Here is a 19147-nt window from a genome sequence, read left to right as displayed (position 1 = left end):
TCGATCCCGCCGCTCCCCCCCGGCTCCTCCGACGGGCCGCACGGCCCGTCACCCCGTCATTCGAGGGTCGCGGTCGTGGGGGCCGGGTTCACCGGACTCGCCGTGGGCCTGGCCCTGCTACGGCGGGGTGTGCACGACTTCATCCTGCTGGAGCGGGCCGACGACGTCGGCGGCGTGTGGCGCGACAACACCTATCCCGGGGTCGGCGTCGACACGCCGTCGCCGCTGTACCAGCTGCGGGCCATGACCAACCCGGGCTGGAGCGAGCTCTACGCGCCCGGTCACGAGGTGCAGGACTACGCACGGCGCCTGGCCCGCTCGACCGGTCTGCTCGACCACGTCCGCTTCGACGCCGACGTGCTCTCCGCGCGCTGGGACCCCGCGGACGCCCGCTGGCGGATCGCGACCCCGTCCGGCGAGTTCACCGCTGACGTGCTGGTCAGCGCGGCGGGGCTGGTCGCGGACCCGAAGCTGCCCGACGTCGAGGGCCTCGCGGACTTCCCCGGACCGGTGTTCCACTCGGCCCGCTGGGACCACGACGCGGACCTGACCGACTCGCGCGTCGCGGTCGTCGGGACGGGGGCGACGGCGGTCCAGCTCGTCCCCGAGCTGCAGCCGCGCGTCGCCGAGCTGCACGTCCTGCAGCGCACCCCGGCCTGGATCCTCCCCAAGCCCGAACGGCCCGTCGGCGAGCGCACCCGTCGCACGCTGGCGGCGAACCCGCTGCTGTGCCGGATGCAGTTCGACGTCATGTACGTCGGCGCCGAGCTGCTCGCCGCCACCCGCCGGTCGCGGCTGCTGCGCGAGGCCCTCACCCGGGTCGGCCGCCGGCACCTCGCCGCCCAGACGCCCGACCCGCAGCTGCGTGCCCGGCTGACCCCCGACTTCGACTACGCCTGCAAGCGGCCGCTGGTCTCGAACGACTACCTGCCCGCGATGAGCGCGCCGAACACGACGCTGCACACCGGAGGACTCACCCGGGTCGAGGGGCGGACCGTCGTCTCCGGCGACGGCAGCCGCGCCGAGGTCGACGCGATCGTGCTGACCACCGGGTTCGAGGTCGGCGCGACCGCCCCGATCGCGCGCCGCATCCACGACGCGCACGGCCGCTCGCTGCACGACCACTGGGGTTCCTACCCGCGCGCCTACCTGGGGATGAGCTACCCCGGTTTCCCGAACCTGTTCCTGATGCAGGGTCCGAACGCGACCAGCGGGGCCAGCTCGACACTGCTGTTCTCCGAGGCCCAAGCCCGCTACGTCGCCGACGCCGTGTGCCGGATGGCGGCCGAGGGCATCCGCGCGCTCGACGTGAAGCCCGCCGTCGAGGAGCGCTGGACGCGGCGGATCCGGCGCCGGTCGGCCCGCACCGTGTACGAGACCGGCGGCTGCGCGAGCTACTACCAGAACGACGAGGGCGTCAACGTCGTGATGTGGCCCGCCAACACCGCGGAGTACCAGCTGCGGACCCGCCGGTTCCGACTGTCGCCGTTCGACGTCGAGCGGGGCCGGACCGGTGCCGGGCGCCCGCTGCACCCGTTGCGCCCGGTCCGGCTCGCCGCGACGGCCTGACCGTAGGATCGGCCGGTGCCCACCGGAGGCGACCGCACACCCGAGCCCGCATCGCCGGACCTGGTCGGCTCCTTCTCCGACGCCTGCGAGGCCGTCTACCGGCGGATGCACCGTAACCGGGCCCGTGCGTCGGCGTTACGGGCCGACGGTGCGTCCCTGTCCGATGCCGAATTCGCGGTGATCACCCCGCTGACCGAGACCCCGGGACTGACCGTGGGCAGGCTCGCGGCCGAGGTCGGCGTCAGCTCGCCGACGCTGAGCCGGTCATTGTCCCGGCTGGAGGACGGCGGGCTCGTGGTGCGCGAACGGGTGGGTCCGTCCGGGCACCGGGTCGAGGTGCGGGTGACCGACGCCGGGCTCCGGGCGTGGGCGCAGGCACGGGACCGGACCATGGCCCGCCAGCGGCAGGCGCTGGAGATGCTGCCGCCCGGGCGGCGCGACGCCGTCGTCGTCGCGCTGCGGGAGCTGGCCGCAGCGATCGACGCGGCGGACGCCGCGGGGCCGGACGGCACGGCGCCCGGCACCCCGGTCCGCCCGGCCTGAGCGCTCAGAGCCCGAGCAGCCGCTCGGCATTGCCGTGCGCGATCCGGGCCAGGTCGGCGTCGTTGAGCTCGAGGCGGTCGAACCAGGTGGCCGCCTCGCGCATGTCCTCGAAGGGGTGGTCGGCGGAGAACAGCACCCGGTCCGCGCCGATCTCCTGCAGCGTGTTGAGCAGCGCCGGGGTGCGGAAGTTGCCGCTCGTCGTGACGTGGAAGTTGGTCCGCAGGTAGTGGCCGAAGCCGTGCCGGACGTCGAGGCCGCGCGGTGCGACGGCGAGGCGGTGCTCGACCCGCCAGATCACCCACGGGAGCACCTCGCCGAGGTGCCCGAGGATCACCTGCAGGCCGGGGTGGCGGTCGAACAGACCGCTGCCCATCAGCCGCAGCGCGTGCGTGGCGGTCTCGACGGTGAACGCCCACGCCGAGCCGTAGAGCCACGGGTGGCCGTCGTACTGCGGGCTCGTCGACTCCAGCGGGTCGCGGGGGTGCAGGTAGAGCGGCACGCCCAGCTCCTCCAGCGTCGCCCAGAACCCCGCGTAGCGCGGGTCGTCGAGGTAGACGACGGTCTCGGCGTCGCCGACCTGGGAGAAGCCGTTCACGAGCGCACCGACCAGTCCGAGGTCCTGCACCGCACGACGGAGCTCGGCGGTCGCCGCGTCGGGGTCCTGCATCGGCAGGGCGGCGAACGCGGCGAACCGGTCCGGCCGCTCGGCGACCCGGGCGGCCGCGTAGTCGTTGAGCCGGCGGGCCCAGTCGACGGCCCGGGGTGCGTCGTGCAGGGACTGGATGCCGGGGGAGAGCAGCGACAGCACCGACTTCTCGATGGCGCACTCGTCCATCAGCGCGAGGCGCTCGTCATGGATGTCGAGCAACATCGCCCGGTGCCGGGGCCACTCCTGCGGGGTGAAGTGGGTCTCGGACTGCTCGACGATGTCCGGTTCGGTGGCGCCGAAGTGCTCCTCCAGCGCGATCTTGCGGATTGGGGTGGTCATGGTCGCCTCCAAGTCGTTAGCTAACTATATAGTAGCTAGCTAACGACTTGTCGACGAGAGGTGTGCCTGGTCCGTCAGCGCCAGGCGTGCACCTCGGCGAGCAGCCGCTCCGTCGCCGCGTCGTCGAGGAACGACGAGCTGAACGAGTTCGCAGCCAGCGTGCGGAGCTGGTCGTCGGTGAAGCCGAGGCCCTCGCGGACGGCGGCGTAGTTCGCGTCGGCGTAGCCGCCGAAGTAGGCCGGGTCGTCGGAGTGCACCGACACGTTCAGCCCGGCCGCGAGCATCTCCGGCAGCGGGTGCAGCCCGATCCCGGGGACGCAGGCGAGCCGGACGTTGGACAGCGGGCACACCGTCAGCGGGGTGCGGTCGCGGACCAGGCGGGCGACCAGCGCGTCGTCCTCGATGGCGCGGATGCCGTGGTCGACGCGCAGCACGCCCAGCTCGTCGAGGGCCTCGGTGACGTAGCCGGCCGGACCCTCCTCCCCGGCGTGCGCGACCGGCTTGAGCCCCAGCCCGCGGGCGCGGTCGAACACGGCGGTGAACTTCGACGGCGGGTGGCCCACCTCGGCCGAGTCGAGTCCGACCCCGACGATCCGGTCCAGGTACGGCTCGGCGGCCCGCAGGGTCTCCTCCGCCTCGGCCGCCGAGCGGTCGCGCAGGAAGCACAGGATCAGCCCGGCCGACACCTCGCCGGCGTGGGCCTCGACCGCGTCGGTCAGGCCGCCGATCACGTCACCGATCGCCACGCCGCGGGTGGTGTGGGCCTGCGGGTCGAAGAACATCTCGACGTGCCGCACGCCCTGCTCCGGGCAGGTGCGCAGGTACGCCGAGGCGAGCTCGGCGAAGTCGTCACGGGTCCGGAGGACGGCCATGTTGGCGTAGTAGACGTCCAGGAAGGACTGCAGGTCGGTGAAGTCGTAGGCGGCCCGCAGGTCCTCCACCGAGGCGTACGGCAGCGCGACGTCGTGCCGCCTGGCCAGCTCGAACACGGTCTCGGGTTCGAGCGTGCCCTCGATGTGCAGGTGCAGCTCGGCCTTCGGCAGCGGCGGGGTCCCGGTGGTCGTCACCGCGACATCATCCCGCGCCGCCCGGGACGGTCAGGAGCTGGTGACCGTCGACGTCATGTAGGCCGAGATCCGGTGGCCACGGGAGCGGTCGCGGGCCGCGGCGCTCGCCCGGGCCCGCTGCGCGGCGGTCCGCACCGGACCGGCCGCCCAGTGCCGCCCGCAGTCCCCGGCCGCGACGACGGCGCGTCCCGCACCCGGGCGGGACGGCAGGTCCGGCAGCCGGGCCGGCTCCCGGTACCCGGCACCGCCGAGCAGCTCCTCGGGCGTGGCCGGCCGGGCCTGCGCAGCAGGGGTCGTCGAGGCGGCCGTGTCGGCAGCGTCCGGGGCGGCAGCGTCCGGGGCGGCAGCGTCCGGGGCAGTAGCGGCTGCGGTGCCGGTGGGCTGCCAGGTCGCGTCGGCGAACAGCTCGACGGCGCGCCGGGCCACCCGGACCCCCGCGGCGACGGCGCGCCGGGCCGGGTCCGGACGGGCCGGTGCGGTCTGCGGGGCGCTCACGACGAGGCCGGCGTCGAGGTCGTCGAGCACCGCGTCGGCGGCGTCGGCGGCCCACTCCGGCCGGTCGTCGCCCCGGACGGCGACGACGTGCACCTCGCCGGTCAGGGTCGGTGCGAGCGCGGTGACGAACGAGACCGCCCACGCGGCCGACTGCTCGTCCCCGCTGATCGCGACGACCCCACCGGCGCCGCGGCGCAGCATGCCGGGCAACGCGGCGTGGGTGAGACGCATCGTCGCGGTCGTGCCGAGGTCGACACTCGCCTGCGCGGGGTCCGACGCCGCGGCCGCGTCGGCGAGTGCGTCGTGCACGAGGACGTCGACGGCCGGGGCCTCCGGGCCGGCGAGGTGGGCCTCGAGCCGGAACAGGCCGTGCCGGGTGCCGAGGTCCGCGACGAGGACGTCGGCGCGCACCCCGTACCGGGCGGCGAGCTCCCGGGCGGTGGGGGCGACCCGCTCGGGGTCGCGGGTGACGAGCAGGAGGTCGTGTCCGCGCGCGGCCAGTCGGTCGGCCAGAGCCGCGCCGAGTCCCGTACCGCCGCCGGTGATGAGAGCCAGAGCCACACGATCAGGCTAGCGGTACCCGTTCGGCTTAACGCGTTCGGGTGGTCACATCGCGTTGTGATCAGTCAACGCTGCGTAGATTTCGCAGGTCAGGAATCGATCGTGGGACGACGGGCGTGCAGCCCCTCCTCCAGAGCGGTGGCGACCTCGGCCAGGTCGGCGAGCAGGTCCTGCATCCGATCGGCGGAGATCCCGACGGGCGCGGCGGCCAGCACCCAGGCGTCCTCGGCCCAGAGCAGCTCGACGTCCTCGCCGACCGCGTCGCTGGCGGCGGCGACCCGCGGGGTCAGCAGCGGGCGGACGGCGTCGGCGTCGCTGACGAAGGCGTAGCGCTCGCCGACCGGCTCGAGCAGGTCGAGGCCGGCGTCGTCGGGCAGCGGGGCCGAGGGCAGCCGCAGCTCGACGGCGGCGGGCAGCGACTCGTGCACCTGCACGGCGCAGAGCACCGAGCTGATCCGGCCGGCCTGCTCGTGGTCGAACGCGTAGGCCTTGCGCGGGCCGTCCGGGGTGGGAACGTCGCCCGAGACCAGGTTGCGGGCCACGCCGGGGCCGCCCTGGTGGATCGTCCCGTAGCGCCAGCGGCTGGGCAGGACGGGATCGGACTCGAGGTACTCCCACTCCCGCATGGAGGCCCAGCGGCGGCGGTCCCGCGTCGCACCCCCGCGGAACCGGTCGAACAGCAGCAGACCGACGCCGAGGACGATCGCGACGAGGGCGATGACGAACCAGACCGACATGCCGGGGAGCGTAGTCCCGACCGGGCTCGTGGAGTGGTAACGCCACGACACGGACGTGCACGTTCGACGCGGTCGGGGTCTCAGCCGGATGCCTCCTCGTCCCACTCGGCCGCCGTGGCCCGGCGCGCCGCGTCGTTCTTGCCGTACTCCAGCACCGTGTCCTGCCCGAGGGTCACGGCCTTGTCGACGGCCTTCCGCGCCGCCGGGTCCGCGATCCCGGGTAGCAGCCCGGTCCGCATCGTGTCCTCCAGCCGGCGTGCCACCGCGGCGGACTTCTCCAGCAGCCCGATGACCTCCTCGACCCGGCGGACGATCGTGCGCGCCAGGTCGACGGCGTCGAGGACGAGGACCGCGATGCCGACCGGCGCGGCGACCCCCACCGTCACCACGGCGCCCGCGGCCCACGCGAGCAGCTTCGGAATGAGCCGCACGACGAACTCGGCGATGATGTCGCGCACGACCGCGCGTTCGGTGCCGACGTTCGAGGCCGAGGTCAGCACGATGTCGGCCACCTCGTGGGCGGTCTCGGACAGGCGTCGCGCGGCCTCGACGCGTGTCGCGGCGGCACCGCGGAACGCGTCCCCGGCCGCGCCGGTCCAGGCGCCGGGGGCGGCGAGGACGGTCTCGATCTCCGGGACGAGGGCGGCCAGTTCGCGGGAGATCTGCTGCCAGTCCTTCGCCCGGGCCTCGATCTGCTTCGCGTCACCGCAGAGCCAGTCCAGCGGTTCGCGCAGGAAGTCGAAGTGCTCGATGGCCCAGCCGACACCGGCCGCCCCGAGCTCCTTCAGCGGGTCGGCGACCACGCTCAGCGTGTCGAGCCCGGCGACGGCCGTGGCCGTGACGACGCCGCCGGTGTCCTGCTCCCCGACCGCCTTCCCGACGTCCTCGAACGAGGAGAACACCCCCGCACCCTCGAGCGGGCCGGGCCCCTCCACCTCGACCGGCGCCGTCACCGGTCCGCCCCGACCGGTGACGGGGCCGTCGGGACGTCGACGCCGAGCAGGCCGTCGACCACCCGGCTCTCCACCTGGAGGTAGGCGGCGACGGACTCCCGTGCCGCGGTCGCCAGCTCGTGCAGCTCCGAGGCGAGGCGGTCCACGGCCTCGACCCCGGCCCGCATGGCCGAGGTGGCCTGGGCGGAGAAGAAGTCGCCGATGACCCCGTAGGCGTCGGAGTCGAGCTCGGCGAGCGACGGGCGCATCCCGGTGACGGTGGAACCGGCGTCGTCGAGAACCTCGGCATGGGTCGAGACCGTGCCGGTGTCGACCGAGAAGCCGGGGCCCGTCACCGCCCGCCGCCCGCCGTCAGCGGCTCCACGATGGCCGCCACCTGCGCCGCGGCGTCGGCGGCGGCCTCCCGGCTCAGCCGCAGGACCGTCTCGGCGAGCCGGGCCCGCGGCAGCTCCTCGGCCCGTACGCCGAGCTGCAGGTCGGTCAGCGTCCCGGACGCGTCGACGGTGACGACGACCGCGCCGTCGCGGGTGCGCGCGGTCGCCGTCACCGTCGCCACCCGGTCCCGGGCCTCCTCGGCCCGGAGCCGGATCGTGTCGATGCGGGTGCGGTACTCGTCCAGCCAGGTCCGCCCGGCGGAAGGCTGCTCGGCGGTGAAGGACTCCATGGGCCCCGACGATGACGTGCACCGTCGGGGCCCACGGGCGAACCGGTGGATCAGTTCGCGATCGCGACCGGCTCCAGTGCCTTGCCGACGACCAGGGCACCGGTCCCGCCGTCGGCCGCGGGGTCCAGGTCCACCCGGACCGTGTCGCCCTCGCGGACGCCGCCGGACAGCAGCTCGCGGGCGAGCTGGTCGCCGATCGCGGACTGCACGAGCCGGCGAAGCGGACGCGCGCCGTAGACCGGGTCGAACCCGTTGAGGGCGAGCCACTCACGGGCCGCGTCGGTGACCTCCAGCGAGAGCCGCCGCTTCGCGAGCCGCCGCGCCAGCACACCGACCTGGATGTCGACGATGTGGGTCAGCTCCTCGGTCGACAGCGCGTGGAAGACCACGACGTCGTCGAGCCGGTTGAGGAACTCCGGCTTGAAGTGCGACCGGACGACCGACATGACGGCGTCCTTGCGCCCCTTGTCGTCCAGCGAGGGGTCGGCGATGGCCTGGCTGCCCAGGTTGGACGTCAGCACCAGGATCGTGCTGCGGAAGTCCACCGTGCGGCCCTGGCCGTCGGTGAGCCGGCCGTCGTCGAGCACCTGCAGGAGCGTGTCGAAGACGTCCGGGTGGGCCTTCTCGACCTCGTCGAGCAGCACCACGCTGTAGGGACGCCGCCGCACCGCCTCGGTGAGCTGACCGCCCTGGTCGTACCCGACGTAGCCGGGAGGGGCACCGACGAGGCGGGCCACCGAGTGCTTCTCGGAGTACTCGCTCATGTCGATGCGGATCATCGCCCGCTCGTCGTCGAACAGGAACTCGGCCAGCGCCTTGGCCAGCTCGGTCTTGCCGACGCCGGTGGGCCCGAGGAACAGGAACGAGCCGGTGGGCCGGTTCTCGTCCGCGACGCCGGCACGCGTCCGGCGCACCGCGTCGGACACCACGCGCACGGCCTCGGCCTGGCCGACCACGCGCCGGCCCAGCTCGTCCTCCATGCGCAGGAGCTTGGCGGTCTCGCCCTCCAGCATCCGGCCGGCGGGGACGCCGGTCCAGGAGCTGACGACGTCGGCGACGTCGTCCGGGCCGACCTCCTCCTTGAGCATCACGTCCTCGTGCTTCTCGACGACGGCGGTCTTCTCCGCGAGCTCCTTCTCCAGCGCCGGGATGCGGCCGTAGCGCAGCTCCGCGGCCCGGCCCAGGTCGCCGTCGCGCTCGGCCCGCTCGGACTCGCCGCGCAGCTGCTCCAGCTGCTCCTTGAGCTCGCGGGTCGCCTCGATGGCGCCCTTCTCGTTCTGCCAGCGCGCGGTCAGCGCGGCCAGCTCCTCGCGCTTCTCGGCCAGCTCGGCGCGCAGCGCGACGAGCCGGTCAGCCGAGGCGGCGTCGGACTCCTTCTCCAGCGCCATCTCCTCGATCTCGAGGCGACGGACGGCCCGCTCCACGGTGTCGATCTCCACCGGGCGCGAGTCGATCTCCATCCGGAGCCGGGACGCGGCCTCGTCGACCAGGTCGATGGCCTTGTCCGGCAGGAACCGGGCGGTGATGTAGCGGTCGGACAGGGTGGCGGCGGCGACGAGCGCGGCGTCGGTGATCCGGACGCCGTGGTGCACCTCGTAGCGCTCCTTGAGCCCGCGCAGGATGCCGACGGTGTCCTCGACCGACGGCTCCCCGACGAGCACCTGCTGGAAGCGGCGCTCCAGCGCCGGGTCCTTCTCGATGTGCTGGCGGTACTCGTCGAGCGTGGTCGCGCCGACCATCCGCAACTCACCGCGGGCGAGCATCGGCTTGATCATGTTGCCGGCGTCCATCGCGCCCTCACCGGACGCGCCCGCACCGACGATCGTGTGCAGCTCGTCGATGAAGGTGATGACCTCGCCCGCGGAGTCGGTGATCTCCTTGAGGACGGCCTTGAGCCGCTCCTCGAACTCGCCGCGGTACTTCGCGCCGGCCACCATCGACCCCAGGTCGAGGGCGACGACCCGCTTGCCGCGCAGCGACTCGGGCACGTCACCGGCCACGATCCGCTGGGCCAGGCCCTCGACGATCGCGGTCTTGCCGACGCCCGGCTCACCGATCAGCACCGGGTTGTTCTTGGTGCGCCGCGACAGCACCTGGACGACGCGGCGGATCTCGGTGTCCCGGCCGATGACCGGGTCGAGCTCACCCTCGCGCGCGCGGGCGGTGAGGTCCTGGCCGTACTTCTCCAGGGCCTGGTAGCTGCCCTCGGGATCGGGGCTGGTCACCCGGGCGGAGCCGCGGACCTTGCCGAACGCCTCGCGCAGCGCGTCCGGCGTGGCGCCGTGGCGCTGCAGGAGCTGGGCGACCGGGCCGCCGGACCGCGCGAGCCCGACGAGCAGGTGCTCGGTGGAGACGTACTCGTCACCCATCTCGGTGGCGAGCTGCTGGGCCGCGGTGATGGCGGCCAGCGCGTCACGGGACAGCTGCGGCGCGCTCACCGACGAGCCCGAGGCCGACGGCAGCCGGTTGCCCAGCGCGGTCAGCTCGGATCGGACGGCGTCCGCGTCCGCCCCGACGGCGGCCAGCAGCGGCGCGGCGATGCCGTCGCCCTGGGCCAGCAGGGCACCCAGCAGGTGGGTGGGCCCGACATCGGGGTTCCCGGCCAGCGTCGCGGCCTGGGCGGCTGCGGAGATGGCCTGCTGGGTACGGGTGGTGGGGTTGAAGGAGTCCATGCTCCGCGTTCCTCCCGGTCCTTCTGTGTCGACGATCTGTGCATGGGGAGCGGCACCCCGGGCCACTGCTCTCACAGTGTGCCGGAGGGTACGCCTCTCGACAGGTTCAACAGCAGGAAAGTTGAGTCTGTTCCACTCAGGGTGAGGGAGTTCGGAGGAACGACCGCGGCCCGCCCGGAAGGATCCGGACGGGCCGCGGGGTGGAACGGTGGCGCAGGGCGCGCTCAGCGGTGGTTGTCGCCGAGCACCGCGATCTGGGTGCCGTTCAGGTTGTCCTTGACGTCGACGACGTCGTTCAGGAAGTCGCTGCAGTTGCCGATGTTGGCAATCTGGTTGCCCGCGATCGGGGCGAGGACGTTGAGGCCGGCGAGACCACCCTCGGCACCGCCGCGGGCGGACGCGTCGCCACCCTCGAAGGCGCAGTTCTTGTCGCCGCCACCGTGGTGGTGACCCTTGTCGTTCCCGTAGTCACCCGCGAAGGCGAACGGTGCGGCGGCGGCGAGGGCGGCGGCGGAGCCGGCCACGACCATGCCCAGCTTCTTCTTCGACAGCATTCCTGCTTCTCCTGTGTATCCGATTCAGGACGGGTGGTCGCGACTCCCGGAGCCCGTGGGAGCCGCAACCCGTCCGATCGCCCGGATTCGACCAGACGTGCCCGGTCGGTGACGATCTGCAGCGATCAACGAGGCCGCGCCTCGGAAGTGACGGTCCGAACGTCACCTAATCGGCGCACTGTCGCGCCATCCTCGTCACCGCAGGTCAGCGACGGGTAGTACGACCGCGCAACGAACGTGATGCGCCCGACACCAGATGGGTCGTGCTCGGGAACCGCCGGCGCGGCGGTCGCGGCACGCGCGGCGCCGTCCCCCGCGCACCGAAGAAGTCGCCGCCCTTGCGGGCCGGGTCGTCGGTGCCCCAGGCCCGCCGCTGCGTCACCCGCTCCATCCGCGGGATGTGCTTGCGGCAGTGGATGTAGGCCTCCTCGACGTCCACCACCACCCAGCGCTCGGCGCGGCGGCCCGCGGCGTGGTCGTCACGCGCGCGCCCGGGGTAGACGGCACGGAAGGCGTCGTCGTCCATGATCCGGGCGCGGCCGTTGACGTGCAGCCCGATCAGCGACTCGGTGAAGTCGACCATCAGCAGCCCGATGTGCGGGTTCTCCGTCAGGTTGCCGAGACTGGCGTAGACGCCGTTGCCCCGGTACTCGGGGTAGGCCAGCGTGTGCGGGTCCAGCACGTGCAGGAACCCGGGCGGGCCCGCCCGCAGCGAGCTGTCGCACTCGCCGTGCGCGTCGGACGTCGCGACGAAGGCCATCTCCATCCGCCCGACGAACTCGATCATCCGGGGCAGCAGCCGGTCGCGGAGCTGGTCGTCGTAGAACCGGTCGGCGCGGGCGGAGCTGCCCACCTCGGCCTGCACCACGTGCTCGCCCGCGGAGCCGGGGCGGTGCGGACCGTCCGGGACCTCCCGGACATCGGAGGACGGGCCCCGCTCCGAGGGGGCGGGGACGACGACCCGCGGCACGGCCGGACGGCCCCGTCCGGGCAGGACGACGGCGGGGATTCGCAACGGCACGGGACAACCGTGCCATCCGGCACGGCCAGGACCAAACGATCACCATTCCGACCGGCCGGGCCACCGCCACGTCGGCTTTCCGCACGATGGGCGCTATCCTGAGCCCGGCGCCCCCCACGCCATGACGAGTGACCGCCGTCCCCGAACGGATGATGAGTGACGATGCGTACCCGCTCACCACACCTTGGTGAGCCGGTCGGCGTACGCCGTACCGGCGGACGGAGTCTCTCGCGTACCCTAACCGGCGGAACGCGGGCGTCGACGCCCGGTGTCACCGCGGCACGGAGCACGACCGAGGAGAGTGTCCGCCAGGCATGGCTGCTGACCAGCTGATCGCCGGCGACGTCGCCCCGCCGCGACGCCCCGCCTCGGAGGCGGATCGCACCGTCGAGCTCATCCGGACCAGCTTCGCCCTCGTCGAGCCGCAGGCCGAGGAGATCGGCAAGCACTTCTACGCCACGCTGTTCAGCAAGGCACCCGAGACGCGTGACCTGTTCCCCGTGAACATGGAGGTGCAGCGCAGCCGGCTGCTGCGCGCCCTCGTGCACGTGGTGCAGATGGTCGACCAGCCCGACGACCTCGTCCCGTTCCTGCAGCAGCTCGGCCGCGACCACCGCAAGTTCGGCGTGCTGTCCCAGCACTACGACGCGGTCGGCGCGGCGCTGCTGTCGGCGATCGCCACGTTCGCGGGCGAGAACTGGACCCCGGAGATCGAGAAGGCCTGGGTCGGCGCGTACGGGATCGTCGCGGACGCGATGCAGCAGGCCGCCGCGGCCGAGCGCGGGCCGGCGTCCTGGCTGGGCCGGGTCGTCGAGCACCGCCGGATCGGCTGGGACCTGGCCGTGGTCACCGTCGCGACCGACCAGCCGGTGCCGTACCAGGCCGGCCAGTACGTCTCGGTGGAGACGCCGCACCGCCCGCGGCTGTGGCGCTACCTGTCCCCCGCCAACGCGCCGCGTCGCGACGGGACCATCCAGTTCCACGTCCGCGCGGTCGAGGGCGGCTGGGTCAGCCGCGCGATCGTCGCGCACAGCCGGGTCGGCGAGACCTGGCGGATCGGCCCGCCGATGGGCCGGATGGCCGTCCCGCAGAACACCCGGCGCGAGCTGCTGATGGTGGCGGGCGGCACCGGCGTCGCGCCGATGAAGGCCCTGCTCGACGAGGTCGGCCGGCGCCCCCAGCCGCCGCGCACCCAGGTCTTCGTCGGCGGCCGGACGTGGGACGACCTGTACGACTTCACCTCGCTGCGCAAGCTGTCCTACAACTACCCGTGGCTCGACGTCATCCCGGTCGTGGAGTACGAGGACGAGCCCTCCGGCGCCGAGACCGGCACCCTGGCCGACGTCGTGACCCGGTTCGGTGCCTGGAGCGACCACGACGTCCTGGTCTGCGGGTCGCCGGCGATGATCCGCTCCACGGTCTCGCGGATGCTGGTCGCGGGCACGCCGCTCGACCGCATCACCTACGACCCGTTCACGATGGACTGAGCGACGCCGTACGCCACGACGGCCGCCCTCCCGCACCGGGAGGGCGGCCGTTTGCGTCGGGGGTGGGCTCAGAACGCCTCGGTCGTCCGCACCGAGAGCACGTGCAGCTCCCGGGTTCCGGTGAACGCGTCCCGGCCGTGCAGGAAGCGGTAGTTGTCCAGGACCAGCAGGTCGCCGCTCTCCAGCCGGAACCGCGGCGCCGCGTCGAACGCGGTGGCGAGCACGTCGGCGTAGGACTCGATGTGCGCGAGGTGGGCGTCCCAGTGCGGCTCGCGCGGCACCGGCAGCACGTAGTCGCTCGCCCGGACCGCGCGCCGGCCACCCCGTGTGTGCTCGATCATCCGGCGCAGCAGCGGCGTCAGCGGGACCCCGCGCGGCGGGTTCGTGCGGCTGCCGAAGAAGTCGACGTCGCTGCCGGTCAGGAACCCGTACAGCGACGGGTGCTCCGCGGCGAGCCGGTCGGCCAGCGCGTAGCCGTCGACGAGCACCGAGTCGCCCCCGGACGGCGCCGGCGACGTGCAGTGCATGAACAGGAAGTCCTCGTCGGGGTCGCGCAGCCGCACGGTGCGGCCGTGCACGTCGGCCTCCAGGTAGGCGCCGTCGTTGTGCAGACCCAGGACCGGGGAGTCGGTCCCGCCCTGCGGCCGGATGCCGAACAGCTCGCGCAGCCGTCCGCCGAGCAGGGTGGCCGCGGCGACGACCATCGCCTCCGGATCCGGACCGGCGCCGGGGATGTGGACGACGCCGTCGCGGGCCAGCACCTCCCGGGCCTCGCCGAGCTCCGCCGCGCGGGGCACCACCCCGGTCTCGTCCACCAGGCTCTTGAGCTCCGGGCGCGCCTCACCCGTGCGCCGCCCGTCGGTTCCGATCCTCGCCACGACGTACCTCCTGCCGTTCATCCGTACTCGCAGCAGTGTGGCAGGAACGAAGCGCTGTCAGAACTGTCCGGTCGGACCGGTCGTCCACCGGCGTTCCAGCCCGCGGCCGAGTGCGGTGACGAGCAGCGCCGTCCCGACGACGGCCAGCGCGGGCAGCAGGACGAGCTGCGGGGCGTTGAACAGGAACTGCCGGCCGTCGGCGAGCATCGCCCCCCACTCCGGGGTGGGCGGCTGCGGCCCGAGCCCGAGGAAGGACAGCCCGGCCACGGTCAGCAGGACGTTCGCGAACCGCAGGCACAGGTGCGACAGCAGCGGCCGGGCGAGGTTCGGCAGCACGTGCCGGAACGCGATCCGCAGCGGCCCCGCGCCGACGGCGACGGCGCCCTCGACGTACTCCCGGGCGCGTTCGCGCACCACGAGCTGGTAGGTGAGCCGGGCGAACGGCGTCCACCCGGCGACGACGATCGCCACCAGCAGCGACCACACCCCCGGGGCCCCGCCGGACGCGGCGACCACCACGAGCCCGATCAGCACCGCCGGGATCGCGACGAGCACGTCGATGGTGCGCTGGAACAGCTGGCCGACGGCCCGTCCGCACCAGGCGGCGAGCACGCCCAGCACCGTCCCGAGCCCCGCGCACAGCGCGAGCGCGACCAGGGTGAACCCGACCGAGAGCCGGGCGCCGACGGCCAGCCGCGCCAGCATGTCCCGGCCGAGCTGGTCGGTGCCGAGCGGGTGCGCGGCCGACGGCCCGGCGAAGCGGTGGGACAGGTCGTTGGCGACCGGGTCGAGCGGCAGCAGGGCGAACAGCACCAGCACACCGAGCAGGACCAGCGCCCCGACCTGCAGGACCGCCGCGCGCCGGGTGGTGCGCGCGGCGGCGCCCGCGGGGCGGGCCAGCACCGAGGCGGTCACCGGACGGCGCTCCGGGCCACCGGGTCCAGCGCGAGCGCGAGCAGCTCGGCGAGGATCCCGGCGACGGCGGCGACCAGCACGATCGCGAGCAGCCCGGCCTGCACGACCGGCAGGTCCTGGCCGAGGACGGCGTCGTAGAGCAGCCGGCCCAGGCCGGGGATCGCGAACAGCACCTCGACCACGACCGAGCCGCCGAGCAACCCGCCGAGGAACAGCCCGGACAGCGAGGTGACCGAGGTCAGGGCCGGGCGGCCGCCGTGGCGCCACAGGACCCGCCCGTCGCTGATCCCCTTGGACCGCGCGACGGCGACGTGCGGGCGGGCCAGCGCGTCGACGGTCTCGGCGCGCACCAGCTGGGCGGCGAGCGCGGCCGGGAACGCGGCCAGGGTGACCACCGGCAGCACCGCCTGGTCCACGTCACCCCAGCCGGTCGCGGGCAGCACCGGCACGGTGACGGCGAAGGCGAGCACCAGCGCCGTCCCGAGCACGAACTCGGGGATCGCGACGCCCAGCACCGATCCGGTGGTCAGGGCCCGGTCGAGCCGGCCACCGGGGCGACGCGCGGCGCGCACCCCGAGCGGGATCCCGACCAGGGCCGCGAGTACCAGTGCGGCGACGGTGAGGGTCAGCGACACCCCGAGCGCGGGCCAGAGCAGGCCCGAGACCGGGGTGCGGCTGGTCCAGGAGATCCCGAGGTCGCCGCGCAGCAGCGCGCCGGCCCAGCCGGTGAACTGGTCCCACCAGGTGCCGTCGAGGCCGTACTGCTCCCGCAGCGCGGCCAGGACCGACGGGTCCGGGTCGGACTCCCCGGTCCGGCTGCGCATGATCGCGAGCGCGGTGTCCTGTCCGGAGAACCGCGGGAGCAGGAACACCAGCACCGCCGCGGCCACGGCGACCAGCGGCAGCGCCAGCAGCCTGCGTGCGACGAGTGCGGTCACTCCGTGGTCGCCAGCCCGGGGACGACGAGCGACTTGGCCAGCGGGTCGACGGTGTAGCCGGTGACCCGGTGCCCGACGCCGTTGGCGTTGGTGTGCACCAGCGGGACTCCGACGACGTCGGCGTTCAGCTTCGCCGCGGCCTCGGTGAAGACCTTCTGTCGTGCGGCCGGGTCGGTCTCGGTGGCCAGCGGGGCGAGCAGGGCGTCGAACTGGGGCGAGCAGTAGTGGTTGAGGTTGTAGGAGCCCTGGCAGGTGTAGTCGGTGGCCAGCGTGGCGCCGGCGTCCGGCACGTCGACCAGGTAGCTGCGCGAGAGCAGGTACATGTCGAAGTCACCGGCGAGCAGCTGCGGCTCGCGGGCGTCGTAGTCGCCGATGCGCACGGTGACCTCGATGCCGGCCCCGCGGAGCATCTCCTGGACGGCGGTGACCAGCGTCGGGAGCTCGGGGCGGGCGCCGTAGGACCCCAGCTCGATGCGCAGCGGGTTGCCAGGGCCGTAGCCGGCCTCGGCCAGCAGCTGCCGGGCGCGCGCGGGGTCGGCCGGCGGCGGGGCGTCCTGCGAGCCCCACGCCACGGCCGGGCCGAACAGCTCCGAGGCCGGGATCGCCGACCCGGCGAGCGCCTGCTCACCGAGCGCGGTGCGGTCCACGGCAGCCGCGACGGCCTGCCGCACCCGGATGTCGGCGAAGGGCCTGCGGGACTGGTTGAGGACCAGCGACGCGGTCCGGGGCGCGGCGACGGTCTGGTTCACGTACTCGTCGCCGGTGAACTCCAGCGCGCTGGACTCGGGGAGCTCCTGGGCGATGTCGGCGTCGCCGGCCCGCAGGGACAGTGCCCGGGCGGCCGGGTCGGGCACGAAGTTCGCGGTGACACCGGCCAGCTGCGGGCGCTCACCCCAGTAGCGGTCGTTGCGGGCGAGGGTCACCGACTGGGTGCCGTTCGTCCGGGTGATCGTCATCGGGCCGGTGCCGGTCTGCTGGACCGACGGCGGCGTGGCCCGGTACGCCGACGGCGCCAGGATCGCGGTGTTCACGCTGGACAGCCGCAGCGGCAGGATCGGGTCGGGCTTCGCCGTCGTGACGCGCACGGCAGCCGCGCCGTCCGCGGCGGCCTGCAGGCCGATCCCGCGCACCGCGCGCGGCGGCGCGGCGACGCCGGCCACCCAGTTCAGGGCGGTCGCGGCGGCCTGCCCGGTGAGCGGCTCGCCGTTCTGGAAGGTCACGCCGGGGCGCAGCTCGAACCGCCAGGTCCGCGGGTCGGACTGCTGGGCCCACGCCGTCGCCAGCGCGGGTCGGGGCTTCCCGTCCGGGCCGGACGCCACCAGGGACTCGGTCACCCCGAGCTGGGAGAGGACGAACGCGTCGTCGGTGTCCACGCCGTAACCGGCCGACGGGCCGAAGGCCATCGCGATCGTGGCCTGCCCGTCCGGCACGACCCGACCGCTCTCGCCACCGGTGCCGCCGCACGCGGTGAGGACCGCGGCGCTCACCACCAGGGCGGCGGCGACCCGCAAGCGGGAACGACGGGGTGCTACGACGGCGCGCACGGCGGCGGGCATCACGACCTGGCCTCTCCGGCGCCCTCGACCGTGTGTCACCCGGCGCCCGGGAGATCTTCGGTAAGCCTGTACAGACGGTCAAGCATCTTCATGCATGCGCATATGTCGTTGTTGCCATCGAGTCGCGACTGCCGACGGCGACCTGGTACCACTTCGTGGTGCTCCGCAGCCTGCTCCGCCGACCCGCCGATCCCGAGTCGGACCCGCGTCCCCCGACGCCGCTCCGACCGGGCCGGTGGGCCCAGTTCCGCGGGCTCCCCCCGGTCATGAAGCTGCTGATCAGCACCCAGATGGCCTTCAACGTGGGCTTTTACATGGTGCTGCCCTACCTGGCGACGCACCTGGCCGAGGACCTCGGGCTCGCCGCGGCGGCCGTCGGGCTGGTGCTGGGGCTGCGGACGTTCAGCCAGCAGGGACTGTTCGTGATCGGCGGGACCCTGACCGACCGGTTCGGTGCGAAGCCGGTCGTGCTCGTCGGGTGCTCGCTGCGCGTGATCGGTTTCATCCTCCTCGGCGCGGCCGGGTCGCTGCCCGCGGTCATCGGTGGGGCGCTGCTGACCGGGTTCGCGGCGGCCCTGTTCTCGCCGGCGGTCGAGTCGTCGCTGGCGCGGGAGGCCGGGGAGCGGGAGCGCGCCGGTGAGGGCCCGGCGCGGACCGAGGTGTTCTCGATGTTCGCCGTCGCCGGTCAGGTCGGGACCGTCACCGGGCCGCTGGTCGGCACCGCGCTCATGGTGGTCGACTTCCAGCTCGCCTGCCTGGTCGCCGCCGCCGGCTTCGTGCTGGTGGGTCTGGCGCACTGGCGGTGGCTGCCGTGGCGCGAGCCCGAGCAGGCCGGGCAGCCGATGCTCGCCGGCTGGGGCGAGGTGCTGGGGAACCGACGCTTCCTGCTGTTCGCGGTCGGCTACTCGGGTTGGCTGCTCTGCTACAACCAGCTCTACCTGGCCCTGCCCGACGAGCTGGAGCGCGTCGGGCGCACCGCCGCGCTCGGCTTCCTGTTCGTGATGATGTCGGTGCTGGTGATCTGTCTGCAGATGCGGGTGACGGCCTGGGGGAGCCGGATGGGGGCGGGCCGCGCGGTGGTGCTGGGGTTCTGCCTGATGGCCGCGTCGTTCACCGTCGTCGCGGTGGCCCGGCTGCTGCCGGACCTGCCGGGGTGGTGGGCCCTCACTCCCGCGGTGCTGATGGTGCTCCTGCTGACCTTCGGTGAGATGTTCGCCGTGCCGGTCGCGCAGGATCTCGTCCCGCGGCTGGCCGGGGAACGCAGGCTGGGTGCCCACTTCGGGGTGCTCGCCTCGTTCGGCGGGCTGATGGTGCTCGTCGGCTCGACGGGGGTCGGGGCGCTGCTCGACCCCGCGTTCCCGCCCGCCCTGCCGTTCCTGGTCCTGGCGGCGGTGCCGCTGGCCGGAGCCGTGATGCTGGGCCTGCTGGCCCGGCGCGGAGCGCTGACGGCCGCCTGACCGGCTCGTGCACGGGCACGACGGTCGTCGCCGCGCGAGGCCCGGTCCCGCACCCCGGTTCCGACGGAGGACGCCGGGGTGCGCGACGGAGC

The 19147-nt window shown here is 73.9% G+C and carries 18 protein-coding genes; 4 read left to right on the top strand and 14 right to left on the bottom strand.

What is annotated here, in order from left to right:
- The first annotated feature begins 75 nt into the window (after window positions 1-75).
- Complete coding sequence (locus KPL59_RS18800; protein WP_226361546.1) at window positions 76-1569, top strand: NAD(P)/FAD-dependent oxidoreductase; 1494 nt, start codon at window positions 76-78, stop codon at window positions 1567-1569.
- Window positions 1570-1584: 15 nt separating this feature from the next.
- Window positions 1585-2112 (top strand): MarR family winged helix-turn-helix transcriptional regulator, encoded by a 528-nt coding sequence (locus KPL59_RS18795; protein ID WP_226361545.1) that lies wholly within the window; start codon window positions 1585-1587, stop codon window positions 2110-2112.
- 4 nt (window positions 2113-2116) lie between these two features.
- Here KPL59_RS18795 and KPL59_RS18790 read toward each other — a convergent pair whose 3' ends face one another.
- The 10 genes from KPL59_RS18790 to KPL59_RS18745 all read right to left on the bottom strand — a co-directional run bounded on the left by KPL59_RS18790 (window position 2117) and on the right by KPL59_RS18745 (window position 11824).
- The gene (locus KPL59_RS18790) at window positions 2117-3100 is read right to left on the bottom strand and encodes an amidohydrolase family protein (protein ID WP_075309444.1); all 984 of its coding nucleotides are present in this window, start codon (window positions 3098-3100) and stop codon (window positions 2117-2119) included.
- 74 nt (window positions 3101-3174) lie between these two features.
- Window positions 3175-4167, bottom strand: a complete 993-nt coding sequence (locus KPL59_RS18785; protein ID WP_226361544.1) for an adenosine deaminase — start codon at window positions 4165-4167, stop codon at window positions 3175-3177.
- A gap of 30 nt (window positions 4168-4197) precedes the next feature.
- Entirely contained in the window at window positions 4198-5223 is a 1026-nt protein-coding gene (locus KPL59_RS18780) for an SDR family NAD(P)-dependent oxidoreductase (RefSeq protein ID WP_226361543.1), read from the bottom strand.
- Between the two features lie 89 nt (window positions 5224-5312).
- Entirely contained in the window at window positions 5313-5960 is a 648-nt protein-coding gene (locus KPL59_RS18775; protein ID WP_075309441.1) for a hypothetical protein, read from the bottom strand.
- A gap of 80 nt (window positions 5961-6040) precedes the next feature.
- On the bottom strand, window positions 6041-6913 hold the full coding sequence (locus KPL59_RS18770; protein WP_226351161.1) for a hypothetical protein: 873 nt from the start codon (window positions 6911-6913) through the stop codon (window positions 6041-6043).
- Window positions 6910-7248: a type VII secretion target gene (locus tag KPL59_RS18765; protein ID WP_226351160.1), complete on the bottom strand. Its 339-nt coding sequence runs from the start codon at window positions 7246-7248 to the stop codon at window positions 6910-6912. Before KPL59_RS18765 ends, KPL59_RS18770 begins: the two co-directional genes overlap by 4 nt.
- Window positions 7245-7577 (bottom strand): YbaB/EbfC family nucleoid-associated protein, encoded by a 333-nt coding sequence (locus tag KPL59_RS18760; RefSeq protein WP_149665337.1) that lies wholly within the window; start codon window positions 7575-7577, stop codon window positions 7245-7247. The genes KPL59_RS18765 and KPL59_RS18760 overlap by 4 nt, the downstream gene beginning before the upstream one ends.
- A gap of 50 nt (window positions 7578-7627) precedes the next feature.
- Window positions 7628-10249, bottom strand: a complete 2622-nt coding sequence (clpB, locus tag KPL59_RS18755; protein WP_226351159.1) for an ATP-dependent chaperone ClpB — start codon at window positions 10247-10249, stop codon at window positions 7628-7630.
- Window positions 10250-10473: 224 nt separating this feature from the next.
- The gene (locus tag KPL59_RS18750; RefSeq protein WP_020626996.1) at window positions 10474-10803 is read right to left on the bottom strand and encodes a hypothetical protein; all 330 of its coding nucleotides are present in this window, start codon (window positions 10801-10803) and stop codon (window positions 10474-10476) included.
- Window positions 10804-11008: 205 nt separating this feature from the next.
- Window positions 11009-11824, bottom strand: coding sequence for a pyridoxamine 5'-phosphate oxidase family protein (locus tag KPL59_RS18745; protein ID WP_226351157.1), 816 nt, complete (start codon window positions 11822-11824; stop codon window positions 11009-11011).
- A 314-nt stretch (window positions 11825-12138) separates the two neighbouring features.
- Here KPL59_RS18745 and KPL59_RS18740 point away from each other — a divergent pair, with 314 nt between their 5' ends.
- Window positions 12139-13311, top strand: a complete 1173-nt coding sequence (locus KPL59_RS18740) for a globin domain-containing protein (protein WP_226361542.1) — start codon at window positions 12139-12141, stop codon at window positions 13309-13311.
- 68 nt (window positions 13312-13379) lie between these two features.
- Here the strand turns inward: KPL59_RS18740 and KPL59_RS18735 are convergent, their stop codons facing one another.
- The 4 genes from KPL59_RS18735 to KPL59_RS18720 are packed head-to-tail and all read right to left on the bottom strand — an operon-like array spanning window position 13380 to window position 17553.
- Complete coding sequence (locus tag KPL59_RS18735; protein ID WP_020626993.1) at window positions 13380-14189, bottom strand: TauD/TfdA family dioxygenase; 810 nt, start codon at window positions 14187-14189, stop codon at window positions 13380-13382.
- Window positions 14190-14246: 57 nt separating this feature from the next.
- Window positions 14247-15104, bottom strand: coding sequence for an ABC transporter permease (locus tag KPL59_RS18730; RefSeq protein ID WP_226351155.1), 858 nt, complete (start codon window positions 15102-15104; stop codon window positions 14247-14249).
- The gene (locus KPL59_RS18725; RefSeq protein ID WP_226361541.1) at window positions 15101-16042 is read right to left on the bottom strand and encodes an ABC transporter permease; all 942 of its coding nucleotides are present in this window, start codon (window positions 16040-16042) and stop codon (window positions 15101-15103) included. Before KPL59_RS18725 ends, KPL59_RS18730 begins: the two co-directional genes overlap by 4 nt.
- On the bottom strand, window positions 16039-17553 hold the full coding sequence (locus tag KPL59_RS18720; protein WP_226361540.1) for an ABC transporter substrate-binding protein: 1515 nt from the start codon (window positions 17551-17553) through the stop codon (window positions 16039-16041). The genes KPL59_RS18725 and KPL59_RS18720 overlap by 4 nt, the downstream gene beginning before the upstream one ends.
- A gap of 203 nt (window positions 17554-17756) precedes the next feature.
- Here KPL59_RS18720 and KPL59_RS18715 point away from each other — a divergent pair, with 203 nt between their 5' ends.
- Complete coding sequence (locus KPL59_RS18715; RefSeq protein WP_226361539.1) at window positions 17757-19055, top strand: MFS transporter; 1299 nt, start codon at window positions 17757-17759, stop codon at window positions 19053-19055.
- Window positions 19056-19147 lie beyond the last annotated feature (92 nt).

The organism is Pseudonocardia sp. ICBG1142 (genome assembly GCF_020496255.1).
In the GTDB taxonomy this organism is placed as follows: Bacteria; Actinomycetota; Actinomycetes; order Mycobacteriales; family Pseudonocardiaceae; genus Pseudonocardia.
This window is presented reverse-complemented; position numbering and strand designations above follow the sequence as displayed.